This window comes from Candidatus Clostridium stratigraminis (assembly GCF_045310675.1).
GTDB classification, from domain to species: Bacteria; Bacillota; Clostridia; order Clostridiales; family Clostridiaceae; genus Clostridium_AT; species Clostridium_AT stratigraminis.
In genome coordinates, this window is sequence record NZ_JBJHZZ010000002.1 from 397,114 (window position 1) to 418,606 (window position 21,493).

Sequence of the window (21,493 nt, forward strand, 5' to 3'; positions counted from 1 at the left end):
GAGATTACTAAGCTAATTATACATATTTTTCTATAAGTAGAAGAACCTAAAGTGTAATGATTATTTTTTTTGATATGATATTAAAAATCCAAGGAGGATACTTATGGAGAATTTAAATAAGAATTTAGATGTTTTTTCATGTGTTCATGAACCTTATTGGCTTGAATCCACCCAAAAAAAAGACTATCCAGCTTTAAAAGAGGATATAAATGTGGATGTGGCAATAGTTGGAGGTGGTATAGTAGGTATTACTTCAGCATTCTTACTAAAAGCTAAAGGGCTTAAAGTAGCAATCTTAGAGGCTAATAAAATTATGCATGGTACCACTGGCCATACTACTGCTAAAATTACATCACAGCACAATTTAATTTATAACAATTTAATAACAAAGTTTGGAGAAGAAAAGGCAAGGCAGTATGCAGAAGCAAATGAGAAAGCTATTCATTTTATAGCAAATTTAGTTAAAGAAAAGAATATTGATTGCGATTTTTGTTGGAGTCCTGCTTTTGTATATACTCAATCAGAGGAGTATATTAATAAAATTGAAAAAGAAGCAAGTGCAGCCTCTAAATTAGGTATAACAGCATCATATTTAAATAAGGTACCTTTACCCTTTGACGTAAAGGCGGCAATAAAATTTGATAATCAAGCTAGGTTTCACCCTTTAAAGTATTTAGAGGTTCTAGCGGATGAAATCCCTGGTAATGAGAGCCACATTTTTGAACATACTAAGATAGTAGATATTGAAGAGGGGGATATTTGCACACTAAAAACTAATAATGGTAAAAAAGTAAAGGCATCAAAAATAATAATAGCTTCACATTTTCCTTTTTATGATGGCTTAGGCATGTATTTTGCAAGAATGTATACTGAAAAATCCTATGTGGTAGCTGTTAGACTTAAGGAAAAATTTACAGAGGGTATGTTTATAACTGCTGAGGATCCAGGTAGATCACTACGTTCGCAAAATTATGAAGATGGAGAAATAGTGCTTGTTGGCGGTGAACATCATAAAACAGGAAGTGAGAAAAGCACTAATAGACATTATGAAACATTAGCTACCTTTGCAAAAGATAACTTTAAGGTAGACAGTATTTTATATAGATGGTCAACTCAAGACTGTATGACAGTAGATGGTGTACCCTATGTTGGAAACTTAACCTCTAAAGCTAATAATATATATGTAGCTACTGGTTTTGGTAAGTGGGGCATGACTAATGGTACAGCTGCAGCTTCCATATTGACTGATTTAATAGTAAAAGGTAATAGTCCATGGTCATCAGTATATGATCCATCAAGATTTGATATTATAGCTTCAGGGGCAAAACTTGTTAAAGAAAACCTTGATGTTGCTGAAAAGCTTATAGGAGGGAAACTTGCTGCTGTTCCAAAAGACGTTGAAGTAAAAAAGGGTGAAGCTAAGGTGGTAAGTATTAATGGTGAAAGAATAGGTGCTTTTCGAGATGAAAATGAAAAGCTGCATATGGTGGACATTACTTGTACACATCTAGGCTGTGAATTAGTTTGGAATGAAGCTGAAAAAACCTGGGATTGCCCTTGCCATGGTTCTAGATTTAATTATGACGGGGAAAATATAGAGGGTCCAGCCTTTAATCCACTTAAAAAACCAGATGAAGGACCTAATGTTAAAGATCCTAATATATTTTAATAAGAAATTAGCTTATAATATAAAGTGGAGATTTAAGTATAAATAATGCTGAAATTACTTTAATGAAATTGAAATATAGCGAAAATCTATAAAATATGTAAAATGAGATTAGTTACCTCACTCACAGTGATCAGCTCATATAACATATTTGCTATATCATAAAATATAAAAAAATAATAAAAAAACCTGTTTAAAAGTATTGACTTTTATTAACAGGTTTTATTTATTGCAGCTGTTTTTTTATATTAAGGTAATTCATTTAAAGTCTTAAAGGTATAACCTTCATTTTTCCATCCCTTTATGAGACTATCTAATATTTCAGCATTAGTTTTAGATTCTGCATGCAGTAAGCAAATCATACCTGGTTTTGTAGAGGTTAATAGAAAGTGTTTTGCTGTCACTTTGTCAGGTTGATTATTTACATCATAATCTTTATAGGCTAGTGAAAAAAATATAGTTTTATAGCCTAACTTTTGAGTATAATACAAGGACAGTTCACTAAAATCTCCCATAGGAGGTCTAAAAAATTTAGATACCGTTGCACCAGGAATTTTAGCTACTGCCTTTTCAACACCAGTTAATTCAGCATCAAAAGCATGTTCATCTGTAAAACTAGGCATAGATTTGTGATGTACAGAATGATTGCCGATAATATGTCCTTCCTTGCTCATCCTGCTAATTAAATCCGAGTCTTTAATACCATTAAGAGATCCTGTAACATATGATGAAGTTACAAAAAAGGTAGCTCGTACATTATTAGCTTTTAAGGTATCTAGTATATTTGCAGTGTAGCCATATTCATAGCCCTCATCGAAGGTAAGATAGATATTTTTTTGAGTGGTGTCACCAAAAGCATAGCCATGATACTTAGTTAATAAAGCAGCACTATTTTTAGGGGAATAAGCCCAGGACCATTCTATTTTCTTTGAACTTATACCTTTTACATCTGCTATTTTATTAGGTGCAGACGAATTTTCCTTTGGTATAGAAGCAGAATTTTCAGCAGCAGGTTTTTCTAAAGCTGGCTTTGCAGAAGCAGAATTAGGTTTTACGTCTGAAGTGTTTGCAGAAGTAGTACTTGGGCTATCAGAAGAAGCTTCAGATAATTCTTTTTTTGTATTATCAATTATTTTAGAATTATCAATAGATCTATTAATATTTTCAGATTTATTAGCTGAATACGGATTTAAGGTTGCTGCAGTTTGATTTGAACTATGATTACAGCTTATTAAGAAAAATGGAATTAGCATACTTGCTGTTATTATATATATTTTTTGACCTTTCATTTTTCCCCACCTCCAATATTTCAATTTTTAATGCACATATCAATACTATAACTTTATCATAGCACGTATTTCAGCTTCCTCAAAGCACTGCTAATTGAATTTTATTAATTTATAACTATTATAGCTTTTTATGTAGAAAAATAATATAATATAAATGTAAAATATATGCATAATTTGAAACATGGAGGATTCTTATGTTTAAATCTTTAAAACAAAAGCTTCTAGTTACTTTTATTATATTAACTTCTATATGTACTTTAACATTTATGGGCGTGTCTTATTATGATGTCCAAAAGGCTGCTATTAGTCAGATGAAAAATGATGGTAACACTCTTATTTCCACAATCAACAGAGAAATTACAAGATATAAAATAGATAATTTAGATGATATTCATAACTTGTTTAGTGAAGTAAAGAAAGAAAGTGACGGAAGTATCTCCTATATCTCTCTTGTTGATACCAATATGCAAATGCTTGCAAGTGATGAAAAAAGCGATACGAAGGATACTAAAACTGATACAGTAAGTTCAGCTACTGAAAATAATAGTATATCAACTACAGATAAGAATTCTATTAACGGTGTGACAAAAAACGGCGAAACTACAGGTTTTATATTTAAAAGCCCTTCTGGCGAACAAGTTTATAATATTGCAACTCCATTTTATGAAGGAGATAAATTAGTCGGTACTATTAATATTGGTATATCACTTCAAAGCATGAACAAGGTTATTCAAAATACCTTTCTTCAGTCATTACTAATTTCAATTTTAGTTTTAATATTAGCAATATTATTAGGACTAATAATATCTGGTTCAATTACTAAGCCTATTTCAAAAATTGTAAAAAAGCTTGATAAATTTTCAAATGGAGATTTTACTATTAACTTTGATAGTAAAGGCAGGGATGAAGTAGCAAAGCTTGGCAGTGCTTTGAACAATTCAATTAAGATATTGAAGAATACCATTAGTGGTATTAAGCAGGTTGTTACAGAATTAAATAAAATTTCCTCTCAACTTATGGCATTTGGAGAGGTTGCTTCTACATCCACAAAAGATGCATCTAATTCTGTAGAAGATGTTTTTAATTCTGTATCAGAACAAAATATACATATTACTGACATATTTCATAAACTTGAGGTGTTTGGAGCTACTTTAGATAATGTTAGCAATAAAGTAGAAAATGCTACTTCAAGCAGTGAAAGAATAAAAGAAAATGCTGATGTAGGATCAGAAAAAATAAAGGTATTAGTTCATTCAATAGAAGACGTGAGAAACTCATTTATAGAGACTAATAAAGAAATAAACACATTAAGTCTTGATGTTATTAAAATAGTTAATATCACTGATGTTATTAACAATGTAGCAAAACAGACAAACCTTCTTGCACTAAATGCCGGAATAGAAGCAGCTAGGGCTGGTGAGGCAGGAAGGGGTTTTACTGTAGTTGCTGAAGAAATAAAAAAGCTTGCAGAGCAGGTTTTGGAAGCTTCGAAAGATATAAATGATATTGTAAATGAAGTTTCAAGAAATGTAGAAGATGTTTCTGGAAGCTCAGACTTTATCTCTGAAAAAATGGATAAGCAATTAACAATTATTGATGAGACAGTAGCTTCATTTAACGTTATTATGAAAGAAGTTAATAATACCTTGCCTCAAATAGAAAATGTTTGTACTTCTATTAAAAATTCTGTTCTAGAAAAAGAAAGAATATTTTATGATGTTCAATCTGTAACAGCTATTAATGATCAAGTAAATACTTCAGCTAAATCAATTTCTTCGATTAGTGAGCAACAGCTAAAAAATGTTAAACAGCTTTTAAATTCAGCTGAAGCTATTAGTTTTACAGCTGAAAGATTAGCAGAAGACGTTGAAGAATTTAAAATTTAGAAATTTATAATAAAAATAAAAAAGATTTACTTCAGGTATTAATAAAATTAGTATAGGTGGATATAATTTATAGAAGCAAACCTGAATTTTAAAATGGGAAGGAGAGGTTTTGGGCTTTAATAAAGTCCAGACCAAGCATTTATGAAGTTTTATAGAGAATTATGCAAAGTATATGATATAGTATTTCCGCGTGATGATACAACTTTAAAATATCTTTGCAAAAATTTAAAAGGTAATAGTAAGATTTTAGATTTAGCTTGTGGAACCGGAAATTATTCAATTGCCTTAGCACAAAAAGGTCACAGGGTTGATGGCATTGATTTAGGAGAGGAAATGATATCTAAGGCAAAAGATAAAGGCGGCTTGTTTGCAGATTTTGTTGTTGGCGATATGATAAAATCTAAGGATATATTTTATGGAAAAAAATATGACTTTGTTTTTTGTATTGGGAATTCAATTGTACATTTAAAAAATAAAGAAAAAATTCATCAATTAATTAAAGATATATATGACATGCTTATTGATGATGGTTCATTAGTAATACAAATTATTAATTTTGACAGAGTTATTAAAAATAATATAAAGTCACTTCCTACAATTGACAGAGCTGAAAAGGGTGTTAAGTTTATTAGAAAATATAATTATTTAGAAAGTGAAGGTAAAGTAGAATTTAATACTGAACTTATAGTTTCTAAAGTAGACAATGAAGACAAATATGAAAACTCTGTAGATTTAATTGCTCTTAAAATGGAAGAACTAAAGTCTATGTTTGAAGATGCTGGATTTAAAAGCATCGAAATTTTTGGTAACTTTAATGAAGAAATGTACAACGAAGATTCATTTGCCTTAGTTATAAAAGGTGTAAAAAAATAAGAAGATGCATTTTACATCTTCTATTTTTTTAAATTGCATTGGATTATTTTAAAATCGTGAGTTATAATATACAATGAAGTTATTTAAGGATAAATCAGTAAATAAAATATATTAAAGGAGTAGTATTATATGAGCAATATTGATAACTTAACAGTCAATTCCATTAGGATATTGTCCGCAGAAGGTGTTCAGAAGGCAAATTCCGGTCATCCTGGACTTCCTCTTGGAGCAGCACCTATGGCATATACACTTTGGGCAAAACAAATGAAGCATAATCCTAAAAATAGTAAATGGTTAGATAGAGATAGATTTATTTTATCTGCAGGTCACGGCTCAATGCTATTATATTCCCTTCTGCATTTATTTGGTTATGGACTAACAATAGATGATTTAATGAACTTTAGACAACTTGGAAGTAAGACTCCTGGTCATCCTGAATATGGTCATACTAATGGTGTAGAAACCACAACAGGCCCTTTAGGACAAGGTTTAGCAACTGGCGTAGGTATGGCAATAGCTGAAAGTCATTTGGCTGAAAAGTTTAATAGACCAAACTTTAAGATAGTTGATCATTATACATATGTACTTTCTGGTGATGGAGATATGATGGAAGGTATTACATCTGAAGCTGCATCATTAGCAGGAACATTAGCTTTAGATAAACTTATAGTGTTATATGATTCAAATAAAATTTCTATAGAAGGAAATACGGATATTGCTTTCAGAGAAAGTGTTGAAGCAAGATATAAGGCTTATGGCTGGCAAGTTCTTGTTGTAGAAGATGGAAATGATATAACTTCTATTAATAATGCTATTAAGCTGGCAAAGGAAGATCATGAGAGACCTAGCATAATAGTTATTAAAACCCAGATAGGTTATGGCTCACCAAAGCAAGGTACTGCAGGTGTGCATGGAGAGCCACTTGGAGCAGAAAATATTAAGAAAACAAAGGAATTTTTAAAATGGCAATATGAGGGGGAATTCCATGTTCCTGAAGAAGTACGTGTACATATGGCTTCACTTATAGAAGAAGGTGAGGAAAAGGAAGAGGAATGGAATAGAATTTTTACAAACTACGGCAATAAATACCCTGAGCTTGCTAAGGAATGGGAAGTTTGGCACAGTGACAAACTTCCAGTAGAACTATTAAATGATGAAGATTTCTGGAAGTTTAGCGGTAAAATGGCTACAAGAGCCTCCTCTGGTGAAGTTATTAATAGATTAGCCAAATTAGTTCCAAATCTAATTGGCGGTTCTGCAGATTTAGCTCCATCCAATAAAACATATATGAAGGATAAAGGTGATTTTTCAGCTGAAGATAGAAGTGGGGCAAATCTTCACTTTGGAGTAAGAGAACATGCTATGGCAGCTATAGGAAATGGTATAGCAGTTCATGGTGGTCTGAGAACCTTCGTTGCAACCTTCTTTGTATTCAGTGATTATATGAAGGGCGCTATGAGATTATCCTCACTAATGAAGCTTCCTGTAACCTACGTACTAACTCATGACAGCATTGGTGTTGGAGAAGATGGACCTACTCATCAGCCTATAGAACAGTTAGCGGCCCTAAGAAGTATGCCGAATATGAATGTATTTAGACCTGCTGATTCAAATGAAACAGCATCAGCATGGTATTCAGCTATAACAAGTCAAGATGGACCAACTACCTTAGTTTTAACAAGGCAGAATTTGCCCCTTTATGAGGAATCTAAAAAAGGAGCTCTTAAGGGTGCATATATATTAAAGGATAGTGAAAAAGCAGTTCCAGATATTATACTTATGGCAACTGGTTCAGAAGTTGAACTTATTTATGAAGCAGCTAAAGTATTAAAAGATAGGGGCATTGATGCTAGAGTAGTAAGTATGCCTTCCTTTGAAGTTTTTGAGGCTCAAAGCAGTGAATATAAGGAAAGCGTACTTCCAAAGTCAGTTAGAAACAGACTTGCTGTAGAAGCTGCTAGCTCCTTTGGATGGCATAAATATGTTGGTTTTGATGGAGATATTATTTCAATAGATCATTTTGGAGAATCTGCACCAGCTGAACAATTATTCGAGAAGTTTGGATTTACTGTTGAAAATGTAGTTACAAAAGCTATGACTTTATTAAAATAAGGCAGAAAGCAATTGCCACCTATGTGCATTTTATCACATAGGTGGCATTCTTTTATTTTTTGAACTCATTATATGAATTTAAACTCTGGAGTATGGAATATAATGTATAAATATGGTAATTGGAGTGAGGGCTTTGAGAGGCGATAAGCTTGTGAGAGGAGATACTATTGGTATTGTAGCACCTGCTAGTATTGAAACAGAGGAAAATATAGAAAAGGGAATAGACATATTAAAAAATTTAGGGTTCAATATAAAAAAGGGTAAACATATTTATGATAAATGGGGTTATTTTGCCGGCAGGGATGAAGATAGAGCACAGGATATCAATGACATGTTTTCAGATAATACTGTAAAAATGCTGCTTTGTATTAGAGGCGGATATGGGGCAATGAGGCTGCTTCCGTATATTGATTTTAAAAAAATAAGAAGGAATCCTAAGATTTTTATGGGGTACAGTGATATTACCATATTATTAAATTACCTATTTGAGAAAGAAGGTTTAATCACCTTTCATGGTCCAATGCTTAATAGTAGTCTAAATATTAAGGAGACTCAAGAGGCCTTTTTTAGAAGTTTATTAGATGGAAATAGAAAATACAGCATTAAAAATCCTGAAAATGCAGCTATGTCTAGTAACATGGAGAAAAGTGTAGAGGGCAGAATAGTTGGAGGGAACCTATCTTTAATATGTAATAGCTTAGGCACTAATTATGAAATAATAACTAAAAACAGAATTCTTTTTATAGAAGAGGTAGATGAAGCTCCATATAAAGTTGATCGGATGTTGACCCAGCTTTTGTTTGCTAGAAAACTGCAAGAGTGCAAAGGGTTTATCTTAGGTCAATTTACAAATTGCGAGACAGATAAAAATCAAAATAAATTTTCATTAAAGGAAGTAATTGAAAATAGAATTTTAAGATTAAATAAGCCAACACTCATAAATTTTATGAGCGGACATGAGGACCCAAAGTTAATACTTCCTATTGGAGCTAAGGCAAAGCTTAATTGTAAGGACTTATCTATAGATGTTTTAGAAGCTGTATGCAGGTAATTAAAAAAATTAGAAAAATGAAATTGGAAGGTTTTAAAAATTCATAAAACATGATAATATATACCTATGCAATTAAATATTGAAAGAATTAAAACTGAAAATATCATTATGGAGGCAATAAATAGATGAAAAAGGATTTTTCTTTAAGTAATGACAAAGTAATGATTAATTTTACTGTTAAGTATTGTGACACAATGGAAAAATTAATAGATAGCAGTGGATTTAAAAGGGTTGTGACTTCTTATTTAGAAAAAATAATGTATAGAAGATCTAATATTTATAGATATTTAGAAAATAGTTTAGAACTTAAAGACATAGTTGAGCTAACTGATGAAATTATAAGACTCTTAAAGCTGCTTACAATAGAGAAATCAGATAATATAATAAAATTAAATGATAAATATAAGAGTATTTTCTTAAGAAAGGAAAATTTTATTGATCTAATTGAAGATTTATATAACTTTTGGAGAAGGCTTGAAAGATACACTTTAATACACAACAGCAGAGTTAATGGGTTGGAAGGATATGAGAGTGTAAGTTTTCTTGATGCTAATATTAATTTTTCAAAACTTGTACTTAATACCTATAGAAGAATAGAGGAACATATTTCAGGATATAAACCATCAGTATATAGGCAGCTTCCTGCCGGAGGGAATGCAGGTATTATTGTAAATAGCAATAAGTGGAATATACCAATGGAGTATAGTGTATTAAAAAATATACCTTTTATTAGTTCAATAATGATTGATCCACCATTTATTTCATATCCTAAAAAAAATACAAGAGACGGAATTTTTATGGAGGTATTTAATAATCCACTTATTAACATTAATTTAAATAAAGATCACTTTTTTTGTTTTCCAGCAAAGGTTGGAACCTTACTAGCTTATATTTATTTTCACAGGGATTTTATGTCACATGGAGTAACACTTTGCAATTTATTTGAAATGGCGAAGGAAGAGGAATATAAGGGTGTTAAGCCTGATATTATCTACGTCTTTGGAGCGCGGGCTAATAATAATAAAGTTGAAACAGTATTTTATGATGATAATGCAAATAATATTATGCTTGGCTTAGTGACCTATGGTAATGAAATAGATTATTTCGGGTATATGAAAAAAATGACCTTAACCCTCCATAATTTAATTATGATAAAAAGAGGGTATCTTCCAATTCATGGCGCCATGGTTAATATAGTTATGAAAAATGGAAAAGCTGCAAATGTAGTAATAATGGGAGATAGCGGGGCAGGGAAGTCTGAAAGTCTAGAAGCATTCAGGGGCTTAAGTGAAGATTATATTAGCGACATGACTGTGGTCTTTGATGATATGGGAGTACTGAAGCTTAATGATACAGGTAAAGCCCTAGGCTATGGAACTGAAACAGGAGCATTTGTAAGATTGGATGATTTAGATCAAGGCTATGCCTTTAAGGAGATAGATAGAAGTATATTTATGAATCCAGATAAAATAAATGCAAGGCTTGTTATGCCTGTATCAACCTATAAAGAAGTAGTTAAGGGATACCCTATTGATTTATTATTTTATGCCAATAATTATGAAGAGGTTATGGAGGGTAATTCTGAAATTGAATACTTTCTATCTCCTAAGGCAGCAATAGAAATTTTTAGGGAGGGTGCAAGAATGGCTAAAGGCACAACTACCGAAAAGGGTCTAGTAAAATCATATTTTGCAAATCCCTTTGGACCGGTGCAAAGAAGAGAGGATATGGAAAAACTTTTACCTATGTATTTTAATAATTTCTTTACAACAGGAGTAAAGGTTGGACAAATAAATACATGTTTAGCCATAGAAGGTAAAGAAAAAGAAGGCCCTAAAAAAGCTGCAATTAAATTATTTGAAATAATTAAGAATTTACAAAGCTAAGTAAAAACTTTTTAAATCATATAAATATTATTTACTAATTAAAAATGCAAACAACTTATTTTTAAGCAGTTGTTTGCATTTTTAATTAATTCTGTAGTTATCTAACTACTTCGTCATGTCTATCATAACCTCTATCTCTACCGAAGAATGAAATTGCATATATACCTGCAATACCTACAACGGCATATATTACTCTTGATAAAGTAGTCATTTCTCCAAAAAGAGCAGAGATTAAATTGAAGTTAAAAAAACCTATTAATCCCCAATTAACTGCACCAATTACGACAAACAATAAAACTAGAGCATCTAATGTTCTCATAATCCTATCTCCTTTACAAATATTTAGTCATTAATATTATCCGCGTATTTTTAAAAATTATGAAAAAAATTATGAAAAAAAATATTAAGTTTTTTACAGAATATAATTTAAAAAGTTAATAAAAAAAAGCCTTTATGGCTTTTAAAAATTGCAGTTCAATTTTATATTTCTATCTATGGGTTTAAGTAGTGAAATAAAAGCATTTGTACTCTGTACACCATTGATATTTTGAATTTTATTCATAAGTATATCCTGCAGATGGGAAACATTTTTACATAATAATTTAATAAAAATGGAATACTCTCCAGTTGTATAGTGAAGTTCTACTATTTCATCAATTGCTTTCATATCCTTTAATACTTCAGGATAAGAGGAAGCCTTGTCTAATTTTATACCTATAAAACAAGAGACATCATAACCAAGCTTTGTATTATCAACAATAAGCTTAGTTCCTGTTATAATTCCGATGTCTTCCATCTTTTTCATTCTAACATGAATAGTGCCTCCACTAACATGGCATTGCCTTGCAATCTCTAAAAATGGAGTCCTAGAATCATTAAAAAGTATACTTAATATTTGAAAATCTAAATCATCGAGTTGAAGATTACATGCCCCATCCATAATTGACCTCCTGAAATATTACTCAGATTTATACAAGCTCATAAAAATATTATAACAGAAAAAAAGATGCTTGACAATTTTATAACAAGTAATTTATTAAAATTTTTATTAATATTTATATATATTGATAAATTAGACCAAATGCTTCATAATAGTTATATATTAAATATCACGAATGGAGGTAAGATATTATGCCAAGTTGGTTTAAATTAATTTTGGAAATGCTTATATTTGCCTTAGCTATTTTGCTTATCTACAATGGAATAAAATACTTCATTTTAGATAAATTAAAGGTAAAGGTAAATAAGTGGGTAGTACTAGCAATTGCGTTTGTTTTTCTTGTTGTTCCGAGCTTCTTGGGTGTTGACCCAAAGAATCCACTTTGGGTTTATGGTCCTTCAGGAATATTTATTATTCTTTTCCTTTGGTTTATTGATTTAAGCGGCTGGAACAAGAGAAAAACAGCAGATAGTACTTCAACTAGCACTTACTATAAAAAAGGAAATAAAAAGGATATTAAAATAAAGCCTAAAGCAAAGCCCAATAGAGTAAAAAATAAAAAGGATTAAATTAAAGACATATGTCTTTAATTTAATCCTTTTATTAATGTGACACGAGAATGTTTCTTGTGCCACATAGTGAAAAAATTATCAGGTATTAACTTTAGCTGCATCCGGTTGTGGAACCGCAATCTAAACATACCTTACAGGTTCCATTCATGACCATCCTTGTACTTGAACAGTTAGGACATGTAGCTCCATATAATTTTACACCATCCTCACCATTTTTGTGAGGATGCTCAGGCTGAGCTGCAGCTACTTCTTCGCTTATGCTGCTGCTAGAAGTATGTTGATGATATGGAGAGTTTTCTGCAGCTTCAGGCTTAACTTGGCATCTAGTATAATCTCCAAGTTCAATGTCTATTATCTTGCTAATAAGATCAGAAATTGAGCTTACATGTTTAATATAAGGGTGTTTTTGTACAAAACCATAGGGCTCATATTTTTGTCCTCTAAGCATTCTAGCAATATCTCTTGGCGGAACATGATATTGAAGCATAACTGAAATTGATTTAGACAGTGAATTTAAGAGTCCAGTTATTATTGTGCCTTCTCTATCGGTAGTAATATATATTTCAGAAATCTCACCGTCCTCGCGTCTATTGACGGTTGTATATACTTTCACATCTTCGATTTGAGCTGGATGAGTTGTTCCGTATCTTATCCCAGTAGGTTTATCCCTTTTAGAATAATGCCTTTCAGATTGAAACTCCTTCGCCTTTTGAAGAAGCTGTGAGTAAGTAAGGCTTTCTAAATTTACTTCTTCACTTTCTGAAAGAAGGTTAGTATTAAGCGGCTGAGCGGCCTTAGAGGAGTCTCTATAAAGAGTAATTCCTTTTATCCCCAGTTCCCAGGAAGTGAGAACTACTTCTTTAAAGTCATCCACAGAAGCATTTTTTGGAAGATTTACTGTCTTTGAAACAGCTCCTGAAATAAGTGGAGTTATAGCCGCAACCATAGCTACATGTCCCATAGGCTTAATATATCTATCTCCACTACCACATTTATTCGCTGTATCAAATATAGCTAAATGCTCCTCTTTTAGATGTGGAGCTCCTTCGATTTTACCATCTAAAATTCTCTCATATTCATAGCTATTTTCAAATACTGTCTCTTTTCTCAGAACATAATCTAAAATTTCCTCAATCTCTTCGCTTGAGTAGTTTAAGTTTTCTAGGGATATTTTAAGGCATGGATTTACTACTGTCATATATCCGCCGCCTACAAGCTTTTTATATACAATGTGGCTAAAGAAAGGCTCAATAGAGGTGGCAGTACAATCCATAGCAAATGAAATTGTGCCTGTAGGAGCAATTACCGAAACCTGAGCATTCCTATAACCATATTTATTTCCATATACTAAAGCATTTTGCCATATATTTTTTAAAGAATCACTTAATGAAGTTAGCTCTAAGCTTTTCAACATTTCATGGTTAACTTTTACGGGATTATAATTTAAACCTTCATAGTCAGAAGCTTCAGCACCGGCTACCCTTGCATGATTCCTAATAACTCTTAGCATATATTCCTTATTAATATCATATTTTCTAAATGGGCCTGCCTTTTCTGCCATTAATGAAGAAACATAATAGGAATGACCAGTCATAATTCCTATTAATGATGAAGCTATTGCCCTGCTTTCTTCAGAATTATAAGGAAATCCAAGCACCATAAAAAGTGCAGCTAAGTTAGACAAACCTAAACCTGTAGTTCTAAACATGTAAGTTTTTCTAGCTATGTCTTCAGTAGGAAATTGCCCCCAATGAATGGAAGCTTCAAGTGCAAGCTGAATTAACCCTACAAAATGTATGTATCCTTGGGTATCAAAACTTTTTGTTTCATGATCATAGAACTTAAATATATTTATGGATGCCAAGTTACAGGAGGTATCATCTAAAAAAGCATATTCGCCGCAAGGATTTGTGGAATTTATTCTATTATGTTTTGCGTTATAAAGTCCATCTTCACCAGCAGGACAAGTATGCCAAGCGTTAAAAGTATCATCGAATTGTGGAGCTGGGTCTGCGCAATGCCATGCGGAATTATTAAATTTATCCCAAAGCTCTTTAACTTTAATATTCCTATTGACCTTAGTGTCCATTCTGCCTTTTAGCTCAATTTCTTCATCTGGATTTAAATTTAACTCCTTAACCTTTTTCATAAATTCATCAGAAAATCTTATTGAATTATTACTGTTTTGTCCTGAAACAGTTTCGTAAGCTTCTCCGTCAATATCCATATCATAGCCCATTTTACCTAAGGCTCTAACCTTATCTTCTTCCTTTGCCTTCCAAGTAATAAAATCCATAACCTCAGGGTGATCAACATCAAGACAAACCATTTTTGCTGCTCTTCTAGTAGTGCCGCCAGATTTAATTGCTCCAGCATTTCTATCAAGGCCTTTTAGAAAGCTCATTAGTCCTGAAGAAACTCCGCCACCAGAAAGTTTTTCACCTTTTGCTCTAAGGGTTGAAAAGTTTGTTCCGGTTCCAGAACCTCCTTTAAAAAGTTTTGTTTCTGTAACAAATTGTTCAGAAATAGAATGTGCACCTAGAAGCTTATCTTCAATAGATACAATAAAACATGCTGAAGCCTGTGTCCGAGAATATGTATCTTCACATTCAACAACCTTATTTAAGGATTCATTGTAGTAATAGTTTCCTTGTTTATTACCCTTAATACCATATGCTAGTGAAAGTCCTGTATTAAACCATTGTGGAGAATTTGGGGCATACATCTGATTTAAGAGTCCAAAGACCATTTCGTCATAAAAAATACTTTTTTCATCCTCAGTTTCAATAATGCCTTCATCTACAAGTGCCTCAGCCCAAAAACTAACAAGCCTGTCAGCTACCATTTTCATACTGTTTTCATAACCTAAACTATTAGGAACTCCAGCTCTTCTAAAATATTTTGATGCAATTATATTACATGCATTTTGTGAATAGTCTTCGGGGAATTCTAGATCCTTCATATCTATAATTACCTTCGAAGTTTTATAATCTTTTAAAAATACATCAACATTTTTCCAATTAAATAGATCATATACTGTTTTAGTGCTATCATTTTCTAATTCTTTGGTATACACTCTTTTAAGTATTGAATTTAAATGAATTGGTTTTTTATCCTTTGATGTGCTGTCCATAGCTCAACCCCCAATATATAAATTACCTATATGTAGTAGTAAAAATGTTTAAATATACCATATATAGTGTCACTCTAATATTATAATTTATTTTATTATATAATTCAATAATATTATCGATATATATATTCTTATGATTATACCCTAGATAGTATATTTAAAATGAATGTAAAACTTTCTTCCAAGCTATATGATTCTATTTATAAGTTTTTTTAACAGCTCAATATTATTAAAATTATTAATAGCTTGAATAAATGGAAGGTTTATGAAATAATATTAACTATGAATACTGAAAAATAAATTTAGGGGGAATTTATATGGGAGTACTTAATAATTTAGGCTTAAGTGCACTATTTGGAATTTTAGGAATAGTAATAATGGCTATAGGATATATTATTTTCGACAAAATGATACCGCTTGACTTTAACAAAGAACTTGAAAAAAATAATGTAGCTGTGGCTATTGTCATAGCAGGTCTTTTAATCGGCATAGCAATAATAGTATCTAGAGTCGTTGCTGCATAGCAAAAATGGCTTCTACTTAAAAGGTAGAAGCTTTTTATTTTCTATATTTTATTGATTTTCTTACAATTAAGGATTTTCTTTTTTTTAGTGGTATGATAATTAGTATTACGAAATAAAGCGAGGATGAATTAATGAAACTCTTGAGACAATCTGCAATAATACTAGTTATGTGTTTATTGGGTGAGATGATTAATAAAATTTTTAATATACCTATTCCGGGAAATGTACTTGGGATGGTATTACTCTTAATTTTCCTTTTAACAGGAATAATTAAATTGACGCATATTGATAAAGTAAGTGATTTTTTACTGGATCATTTAGCTTTCTTCTTTGTACCTGCAGGTGTACAAATCCTAACAAGCCTTGATATACTAAGAGGAAACTTGATTTCAATTTTATTAATAATTTTTATTTCTACAGTAATAGTTTTGGTAGTAACAGGATTTACTGTACAAATTTTAATGGGAGGCTGCAGTAATGAAGGAAATAATTAGTACTCCCCTATTTGGCATTACCATTTCACTTATAGCTTATGAAATTGGAATTTATTTAAACAAGAAAACAAAATTAGCTGTCCTTAATCCTTTATTTGTAAGCCAAGCTCTAATAATATTGCTATTATTAACCGCTAATATAAAATTTGAAGATTACAATAAAGGAGGCCAGTTTATTTCCTTCTTCTTAGCACCAGCAACAGTAGTACTTGCAGTGCCGCTTTATAAAAAGATTAACGTGCTTAAATCAAACGCCCTGCCTATAATAGCAGGTATAACAATTGGCTCAACCTGTGGAATGCTATGTGTTATTTTTCTAGCAAAACTTTTTAATGTAAGCATTGCATTAAAGAGTTCTCTAGTGCCTAAATCAGTTACTACCCCAATAGGAGTTGCAATCTCCAGTCAGCTTAATGGCATACCATCTGTTACCGTTGCAGCAATTATAATTACAGGTATTTTTGGCGCAATAGCCGGGCCATTTATCTGTAAGATTTTCAAAATAAAAGATAAGGTTTCAATAGGAGTAGCAATTGGAACTGCCTCACACGCCCTAGGAACTACAAAGGCTGTAGAAATAGGTGAAACGGAAGGCGCTATGAGCAGTCTAGCTGTAGGAATTGCCGGACTTTTTACAGTTATAATAGCTCCCTTGTTAGTTAAGGTATTTGTTATGTTAAAATTATTTTAAACACTAAGCTCTCTTAATAATTGATACAGTTAATAGTTTATAAAAATTAAGAAAAGTATTTTTAAGCTAATTTAAATTTTATTGAATTCAGTTAAAATAAAGTGGTAAAATGAACTAAAATAAAATTATTTTGTATTGGAGGCAATTATGTTTAAATTAGATGTTTTAGATAAAATGAATACTGAACAAAAATATAAATATATGCTTATACTATTAGAAGGGCAATTAAGTTCAGAAAAGGACAACCTAGCTAACTTATGCAACGCTGGGGCAATTATTAAGGCTGTTATAGATAGATTGAATTGGGCTGGTTTTTATATTATGAGAAGTGATGAATTAATTCTTGGACCATTTCAAGGCCTTCCTGCTTGCAATAGGATTAAGCTAGGTAATGGAGTTTGCGGAACTGCCGCTTTAGAAAAAAAGGTACAAAGAATAAAAAATGTTCATGATTTTCCAGGGCATATAGCCTGTGACTCAGCCTCTAATTCTGAATTAGTAATTCCAATAATTAAAGATGAAGTTGTTTATGGCGTTTTAGACTTGGATAGTCCGGAACAAAATAGATTTAGCGAATTAGAAGAAAAATATTTAGTTTTATTTGTTGAAAAATTAAACCAGTATATAGACTGGAAAAGTGTATAAGAAGCTTAAAAGCTTCTTTTTTAATAAATAAATATATGATAAAAAAGTGAATTAATAACCCATTATGTGATTAAATGCTAAAGTTGGTGTCAATAATTAAGTATATGGTGGACATGTTCTACATATATTATAAAGAAACTTTATCCGTATTTTAAAATATAATGGGGGTATAAACATGAGAGGAGAATATGACATTGTTGAAGATCTAGAGCTTAGAGAAAGTAAACTCAAGCTTAACAATAAATTTTCTAAGGTGTTAATAATAATATTAATATTTGCTATTTTATATGGGTTATGCTTTAATTTAGCTTATATTTTTTGCTATAATAAGATTGAGAATAGCAATGATATGAAATTAAGTACTTCAAATAAAATTTATATAATAGAACAAAAGTTGAGAAAAGACTTAGACAATATCAATTTAAAAAACAAAAATTAAACTTTTCTTTAAGTTTTTTAATGTTATAATTTAATAAATGTATTTTGAATTTGGAGATTTATTATGGATAAAATATTAGTAACAGGAGCTTCTGGATTTTTAGCATCCAGGTTCTGTGAATATTATAAAGGCAAGTATAATATTATAGCCTTGAAAAAAAATGATTTGGATATTAGAGACGGAAATAAGGTATTAGAGATATTTAAGTCTTTAAAACCTCAATATGTTCTTCATACAGCTGCAATTGCAGACACAGGTAAATGTGAAGAAGATAAGGCAGCTTCTTATGATATTAATGTTACAGGATGTATAAATATTGCTAAAGCCTGTAGTTTAGTTAAAACCAAAATGATAAATTTAAGTACAGAACAAATTTTTAACGGCAATATAGAAGCAGGTCCTTACAGTGAAGAAACAGAACCTATACCTAATACAACCTATGGGAAACATAAGCTAAATGCTGAAAAAGAAATTGCAAAGATATTAGAGGAAAAATGGATATTAAGACTTACCTGGCTTTTTGGAGTACCAGAACGTTTTCGCAAGGTTAATCCAAATATTTTATGGAATGTAATTAATGCTTCGATAAATGGTAATAAGATACTTGTACCCTCCTATGAATATAGAGGTATGACTTATGTTTATGATTTATTAAAAAATATTGAAGAAATTATGGAAATCCCTTTTGGAACTTATCATACAGGCAGTGAAAACAATCTTACAACCTTTGACATTGCTGAAGTTATAGTGAAGAAGCTTGGCATTAGTCATAGATTAAATGAAATAATCATAAAAGACGATGTAAGATATAGCAAGCAGCCAAGAGATATTAGAATAACTAATAAAAAATTAAAAAAACTAGGAATAAATTTTTTAAATACTGAAGAAGCTGTAAGTCTTTGCATTAAAGAGTTTAATCTAGCAAGATGAATTTCAAGAGACTTTAAGATTTCTTATGTAAATATATAATAACCGTACAAAAGCTAATATTGGAGTTGAGCTTTATGGAGATATCTAGAATAAATAGAAATACACCAATTACCTCTGAAGATAAAAAAGGCATAGGGATTAAAAAGGATTTTTCCCAAAGCTTTAATTTTGCTCGTGACAGAAAAAATGAAGAGCAGTTAAAACATATACTTGAAGATATAAAGAAAAAGGGGAATAGACTAGCAGTAACAAAATGTTATTCTGATGTACATGCCTATAAGAAAATGATAAAGGAGTATCTTAAATCTGTACTTTCTTATATGTATGAGGTTAATAAGGACATTAGTTTTTGGCAGACGCAATATTTTATGACTGTAGACATAATTGATAATAAACTAAAGGAATTAACAGAAATGTTGCTTTCAGATGAAAAAGACAACTTAATGATAGCTTCAACCATAGATGAAATAAGCGGCTTAGTTGTAGATATTTATAAATAGATATGAAAATTTAGACACTGAAATATGGGAAGTAGTGGGTATACTGAGGAGGTTCAAAAAATAACCTTCTTAGTATCTTCGTTTTTCCAGTATTTTCAGTGCCTTATTTTTTAAGAATTATTTAATAATATTCCTTTTATAAGATGATTATTACACTATAAAAATGAATTAAAGCTTGCATCTGAAGGCATTCGCAAGTCTCCTCTAGGAGAAAGACTTACAGTTCCCACCTTCGGCCCATCAGGAAGGGCAGAGCGTTTAAACTGCTGAGTGAAAAATCTTTTAATGAATTTATCCAGCCATTTTTCTATAACCTCTTCGCTGTAGCAATCTTTAAAGGCAATTTTAGCTAAAAATAAAATTTTATCTTTGGAGGCACCTTGCCTTATAAAATAGTATAGGAAAAAGTCGTGAAGTTCATAAGGACCTACTAAATCTTCAGTCTTTTGAGATATTTCACCATTTTTATCCTTTGGAAGCAGTTCTGGGCTTACCGGAGTATCTAATATATCCAGTAGTATATTAGATGTTTCTCCATGAACTTCCTTTATTGCAGCATACTTAACTAAATATCTAACTAGGGTTTTTGGAATAGAGCAATTCACCGAATACATGGACATGTGATCGCCGTTGTAAGTAGCCCAGCCAAGTGCAAGCTCCGATAAATCACCAGTACCAACTAATATACCTCCCTCTTTATTTGAAAGATCCATTAGAATTTGTGTTCTTTCTCTGGCTTGAACATTTTCATAAGTAATATCATGTACATTAGCATCATGACCAATATCTTTAAAATGCTGAAGGCAGGCAGGCACAATATTTACTTCCCTAAAATCTGTACCTAGTTTTTTGCAAAGATTTACTGCATTACTATAGGTTCTATCTGTAGTGCCAAATCCAGGCATAGTTACTGATATAATATTCTTTAAAGGAAGCTTTAAAACTTCAAAAGCTTCAACTGCTACAAGTAATGCTAATGTAGAATCAAGTCCACCTGAAATTCCGATAACAACTTTGTTAAGACCAGTATGAGAAAGTCTTTTACAGAGAGCCGAGGCTTGAATATTAAATATCTCCCTGCAGCGATAATCTCGTAGTTTTTCATTAGATGGTACAAAAGGATGTTTTGGGATTAACCTATTAAAAATTACAATCTCTGTACTTTGAAATTCAAAAGGAATTTCTCTTATTTCATTCGTATTAATTAAGCTCCTATCACTAAAACTTATATTTCTAAGTCTTTCATTACTTAATTTATCGATATCCACAATTGAGGTAACAATTTCATTTTCTCTTTGAAAGCGATTATTTTCCTCTAAAATAAGGCCATTTTCTGAAATTAAAAGGTGTCCGCTGAAAACTAAGTCAGTGGAGGATTCAAATACTCCTGAAGAAGCATAAATATATGAGCACATACAACGTGCACTTTGGGATTCCACAAGATTTCTTCGATAATCTGCCTTGCTAACAATCTCATTTGAGGCTGAAAGATTACCAATAATATTAGCACCCTTTAATGCAAGGTAGGAGCTAGGAGGTATAGTAACCCATAAATCCTCACATATTTCAAAGGCAAACTTATACTCTCCGGCAGTAAATATTAAGTCTGTGCCAAATGGAACATTTGCTTGAAAGGAGATGTTTACGAATTTATTTAAAACATTTAATCCTGAAGAAAACCATCTTTTCTCGTAAAAGTATGGTAAAAACATAATGTGTTCAACTATGCTGAAAGCTCTTATATCAAGCCATATTAATATTATTTAACTTCTTTATGAAGTTGAACACCTTTTTAAAAGTAAGTATATCGAATATTCTAAATTGATTTAGTATATAATGTATGGTAAAATTAAAAATGTTCA

18 protein-coding genes and 1 pseudogene are annotated in these 21,493 nt (G+C 31.2%); 14 read left to right on the top strand and 5 right to left on the bottom strand.

The features are described 5' to 3' along the window. Positions 1 to 103: 103 nt before the first annotated feature. Positions 104 to 1,669: an FAD-dependent oxidoreductase gene (locus ACJDUG_RS06215; protein ID WP_406769016.1), complete on the top strand. Its 1,566-nt coding sequence runs from the start codon at positions 104 to 106 to the stop codon at positions 1,667 to 1,669. Between the two features lie 245 nt (positions 1,670 to 1,914). Here the strand turns inward: ACJDUG_RS06215 and ACJDUG_RS06220 are convergent, their stop codons facing one another. Then, positions 1,915 to 2,955, bottom strand: a complete 1,041-nt coding sequence (locus ACJDUG_RS06220; protein ID WP_406769017.1) for a polysaccharide deacetylase family protein — start codon at positions 2,953 to 2,955, stop codon at positions 1,915 to 1,917. Between the two features lie 194 nt (positions 2,956 to 3,149). Between ACJDUG_RS06220 and ACJDUG_RS06225 the strand changes: the two genes are divergently transcribed. The 5 genes from ACJDUG_RS06225 to ACJDUG_RS06245 all read left to right on the top strand — a co-directional run bounded on the left by ACJDUG_RS06225 (position 3,150) and on the right by ACJDUG_RS06245 (position 10,763). Beyond that, positions 3,150 to 4,841, top strand: coding sequence for a methyl-accepting chemotaxis protein (locus ACJDUG_RS06225; RefSeq protein WP_406769018.1), 1,692 nt, complete (start codon positions 3,150 to 3,152; stop codon positions 4,839 to 4,841). A 141-nt stretch (positions 4,842 to 4,982) separates the two neighbouring features. Continuing rightward, positions 4,983 to 5,714 carry a class I SAM-dependent methyltransferase gene (locus ACJDUG_RS06230; RefSeq protein ID WP_406769019.1) on the top strand — a complete coding sequence of 244 codons (732 nt, stop codon included), beginning with the start codon at positions 4,983 to 4,985 and terminating at the stop codon, positions 5,712 to 5,714. A 129-nt stretch (positions 5,715 to 5,843) separates the two neighbouring features. Then, a complete protein-coding gene (gene tkt / locus ACJDUG_RS06235) occupies positions 5,844 to 7,826 on the top strand; it encodes a transketolase (RefSeq protein WP_406769020.1) in 1,983 nt (660 codons plus the stop codon). Between the two features lie 133 nt (positions 7,827 to 7,959). Beyond that, on the top strand, positions 7,960 to 8,877 hold the full coding sequence (locus tag ACJDUG_RS06240; RefSeq protein WP_406769021.1) for a S66 peptidase family protein: 918 nt from the start codon (positions 7,960 to 7,962) through the stop codon (positions 8,875 to 8,877). Positions 8,878 to 9,002: 125 nt separating this feature from the next. After that, positions 9,003 to 10,763, top strand: coding sequence for a phosphoenolpyruvate carboxykinase (ATP) (locus ACJDUG_RS06245; RefSeq protein WP_406769022.1), 1,761 nt, complete (start codon positions 9,003 to 9,005; stop codon positions 10,761 to 10,763). A 97-nt stretch (positions 10,764 to 10,860) separates the two neighbouring features. On the opposite strand, the gene ACJDUG_RS06250 is transcribed toward ACJDUG_RS06245, so the two are convergent. After that, positions 10,861 to 11,082: a DUF378 domain-containing protein gene (locus tag ACJDUG_RS06250; RefSeq protein WP_406765093.1), complete on the bottom strand. Its 222-nt coding sequence runs from the start codon at positions 11,080 to 11,082 to the stop codon at positions 10,861 to 10,863. Between the two features lie 141 nt (positions 11,083 to 11,223). Next, positions 11,224 to 11,703, bottom strand: coding sequence for an Lrp/AsnC ligand binding domain-containing protein (locus ACJDUG_RS06255; protein ID WP_406769023.1), 480 nt, complete (start codon positions 11,701 to 11,703; stop codon positions 11,224 to 11,226). A gap of 191 nt (positions 11,704 to 11,894) precedes the next feature. Here ACJDUG_RS06255 and ACJDUG_RS06260 point away from each other — a divergent pair, with 191 nt between their 5' ends. Further along, positions 11,895 to 12,272 carry a hypothetical protein gene (locus tag ACJDUG_RS06260; RefSeq protein WP_406769024.1) on the top strand — a complete coding sequence of 126 codons (378 nt, stop codon included), beginning with the start codon at positions 11,895 to 11,897 and terminating at the stop codon, positions 12,270 to 12,272. Between the two features lie 94 nt (positions 12,273 to 12,366). Here the strand turns inward: ACJDUG_RS06260 and ACJDUG_RS06265 are convergent, their stop codons facing one another. After that, positions 12,367 to 15,408 (bottom strand): vitamin B12-dependent ribonucleotide reductase, encoded by a 3,042-nt coding sequence (locus tag ACJDUG_RS06265; protein WP_406769025.1) that lies wholly within the window; start codon positions 15,406 to 15,408, stop codon positions 12,367 to 12,369. 317 nt (positions 15,409 to 15,725) lie between these two features. Between ACJDUG_RS06265 and ACJDUG_RS06270 the strand changes: the two genes are divergently transcribed. The 7 genes from ACJDUG_RS06270 (at position 15,726) to ACJDUG_RS06300 (ending at position 19,631) form a co-directional block, all read left to right on the top strand. Continuing rightward, the gene (locus ACJDUG_RS06270; RefSeq protein ID WP_406769026.1) at positions 15,726 to 15,932 is read left to right on the top strand and encodes a DUF350 domain-containing protein; all 207 of its coding nucleotides are present in this window, start codon (positions 15,726 to 15,728) and stop codon (positions 15,930 to 15,932) included. Between the two features lie 131 nt (positions 15,933 to 16,063). Then, positions 16,064 to 16,426, top strand: a complete 363-nt coding sequence (locus ACJDUG_RS06275) for a CidA/LrgA family protein (protein ID WP_406769027.1) — start codon at positions 16,064 to 16,066, stop codon at positions 16,424 to 16,426. After that, entirely contained in the window at positions 16,410 to 17,117 is a 708-nt protein-coding gene (locus ACJDUG_RS06280) for an LrgB family protein (protein ID WP_406769028.1), read from the top strand. Before ACJDUG_RS06275 ends, ACJDUG_RS06280 begins: the two co-directional genes overlap by 17 nt. 147 nt (positions 17,118 to 17,264) lie before the next feature. Beyond that, positions 17,265 to 17,762, top strand: a complete 498-nt coding sequence (locus tag ACJDUG_RS06285) for a GAF domain-containing protein (RefSeq protein WP_406769029.1) — start codon at positions 17,265 to 17,267, stop codon at positions 17,760 to 17,762. A gap of 175 nt (positions 17,763 to 17,937) precedes the next feature. Continuing rightward, positions 17,938 to 18,201 carry a hypothetical protein gene (locus ACJDUG_RS06290; RefSeq protein WP_406769030.1) on the top strand — a complete coding sequence of 88 codons (264 nt, stop codon included), beginning with the start codon at positions 17,938 to 17,940 and terminating at the stop codon, positions 18,199 to 18,201. A gap of 63 nt (positions 18,202 to 18,264) precedes the next feature. Beyond that, entirely contained in the window at positions 18,265 to 19,131 is an 867-nt protein-coding gene (locus ACJDUG_RS06295; RefSeq protein ID WP_406769031.1) for an SDR family oxidoreductase, read from the top strand. Between the two features lie 74 nt (positions 19,132 to 19,205). Beyond that, a complete protein-coding gene (locus tag ACJDUG_RS06300; protein ID WP_406769032.1) occupies positions 19,206 to 19,631 on the top strand; it encodes a YaaR family protein in 426 nt (141 codons plus the stop codon). Positions 19,632 to 19,786: 155 nt separating this feature from the next. Here the strand turns inward: ACJDUG_RS06300 and ACJDUG_RS06305 are convergent. Continuing rightward, positions 19,787 to 21,328, bottom strand: a pseudogene (locus tag ACJDUG_RS06305) (NAD(+) synthase); the annotation flags it as partial. Positions 21,329 to 21,493 lie beyond the last annotated feature (165 nt).

Coding starts and splice junctions, on each gene's coding strand:
- ACJDUG_RS06260 (WP_406769024.1), top strand. CDS start 11,895: ATGCCAAGTTGGTTTAAATTAATTTTGGAAATGCTTATATTTGCCTTA.
- ACJDUG_RS06255 (WP_406769023.1), bottom strand. CDS start 11,703: ATGGATGGGGCATGTAATCTTCAACTCGATGATTTAGATTTTCAAATA.
- ACJDUG_RS06295 (WP_406769031.1), top strand. CDS start 18,265: ATGGATAAAATATTAGTAACAGGAGCTTCTGGATTTTTAGCATCCAGG.
- ACJDUG_RS06220 (WP_406769017.1), bottom strand. CDS start 2,955: ATGAAAGGTCAAAAAATATATATAATAACAGCAAGTATGCTAATTCCA.
- ACJDUG_RS06270 (WP_406769026.1), top strand. CDS start 15,726: ATGGGAGTACTTAATAATTTAGGCTTAAGTGCACTATTTGGAATTTTA.
- ACJDUG_RS06275 (WP_406769027.1), top strand. CDS start 16,064: ATGAAACTCTTGAGACAATCTGCAATAATACTAGTTATGTGTTTATTG.
- ACJDUG_RS06280 (WP_406769028.1), top strand. CDS start 16,410: ATGAAGGAAATAATTAGTACTCCCCTATTTGGCATTACCATTTCACTT.
- ACJDUG_RS06225 (WP_406769018.1), top strand. CDS start 3,150: ATGTTTAAATCTTTAAAACAAAAGCTTCTAGTTACTTTTATTATATTA.
- ACJDUG_RS06290 (WP_406769030.1), top strand. CDS start 17,938: ATGAGAGGAGAATATGACATTGTTGAAGATCTAGAGCTTAGAGAAAGT.
- ACJDUG_RS06250 (WP_406765093.1), bottom strand. CDS start 11,082: ATGAGAACATTAGATGCTCTAGTTTTATTGTTTGTCGTAATTGGTGCA.
- ACJDUG_RS06300 (WP_406769032.1), top strand. CDS start 19,206: ATGGAGATATCTAGAATAAATAGAAATACACCAATTACCTCTGAAGAT.
- ACJDUG_RS06265 (WP_406769025.1), bottom strand. CDS start 15,408: ATGGACAGCACATCAAAGGATAAAAAACCAATTCATTTAAATTCAATA.
- ACJDUG_RS06285 (WP_406769029.1), top strand. CDS start 17,265: ATGTTTAAATTAGATGTTTTAGATAAAATGAATACTGAACAAAAATAT.
- ACJDUG_RS06245 (WP_406769022.1), top strand. CDS start 9,003: ATGAAAAAGGATTTTTCTTTAAGTAATGACAAAGTAATGATTAATTTT.
- ACJDUG_RS06230 (WP_406769019.1), top strand. CDS start 4,983: ATGAAGTTTTATAGAGAATTATGCAAAGTATATGATATAGTATTTCCG.
- tkt (WP_406769020.1), top strand. CDS start 5,844: ATGAGCAATATTGATAACTTAACAGTCAATTCCATTAGGATATTGTCC.
- ACJDUG_RS06215 (WP_406769016.1), top strand. CDS start 104: ATGGAGAATTTAAATAAGAATTTAGATGTTTTTTCATGTGTTCATGAA.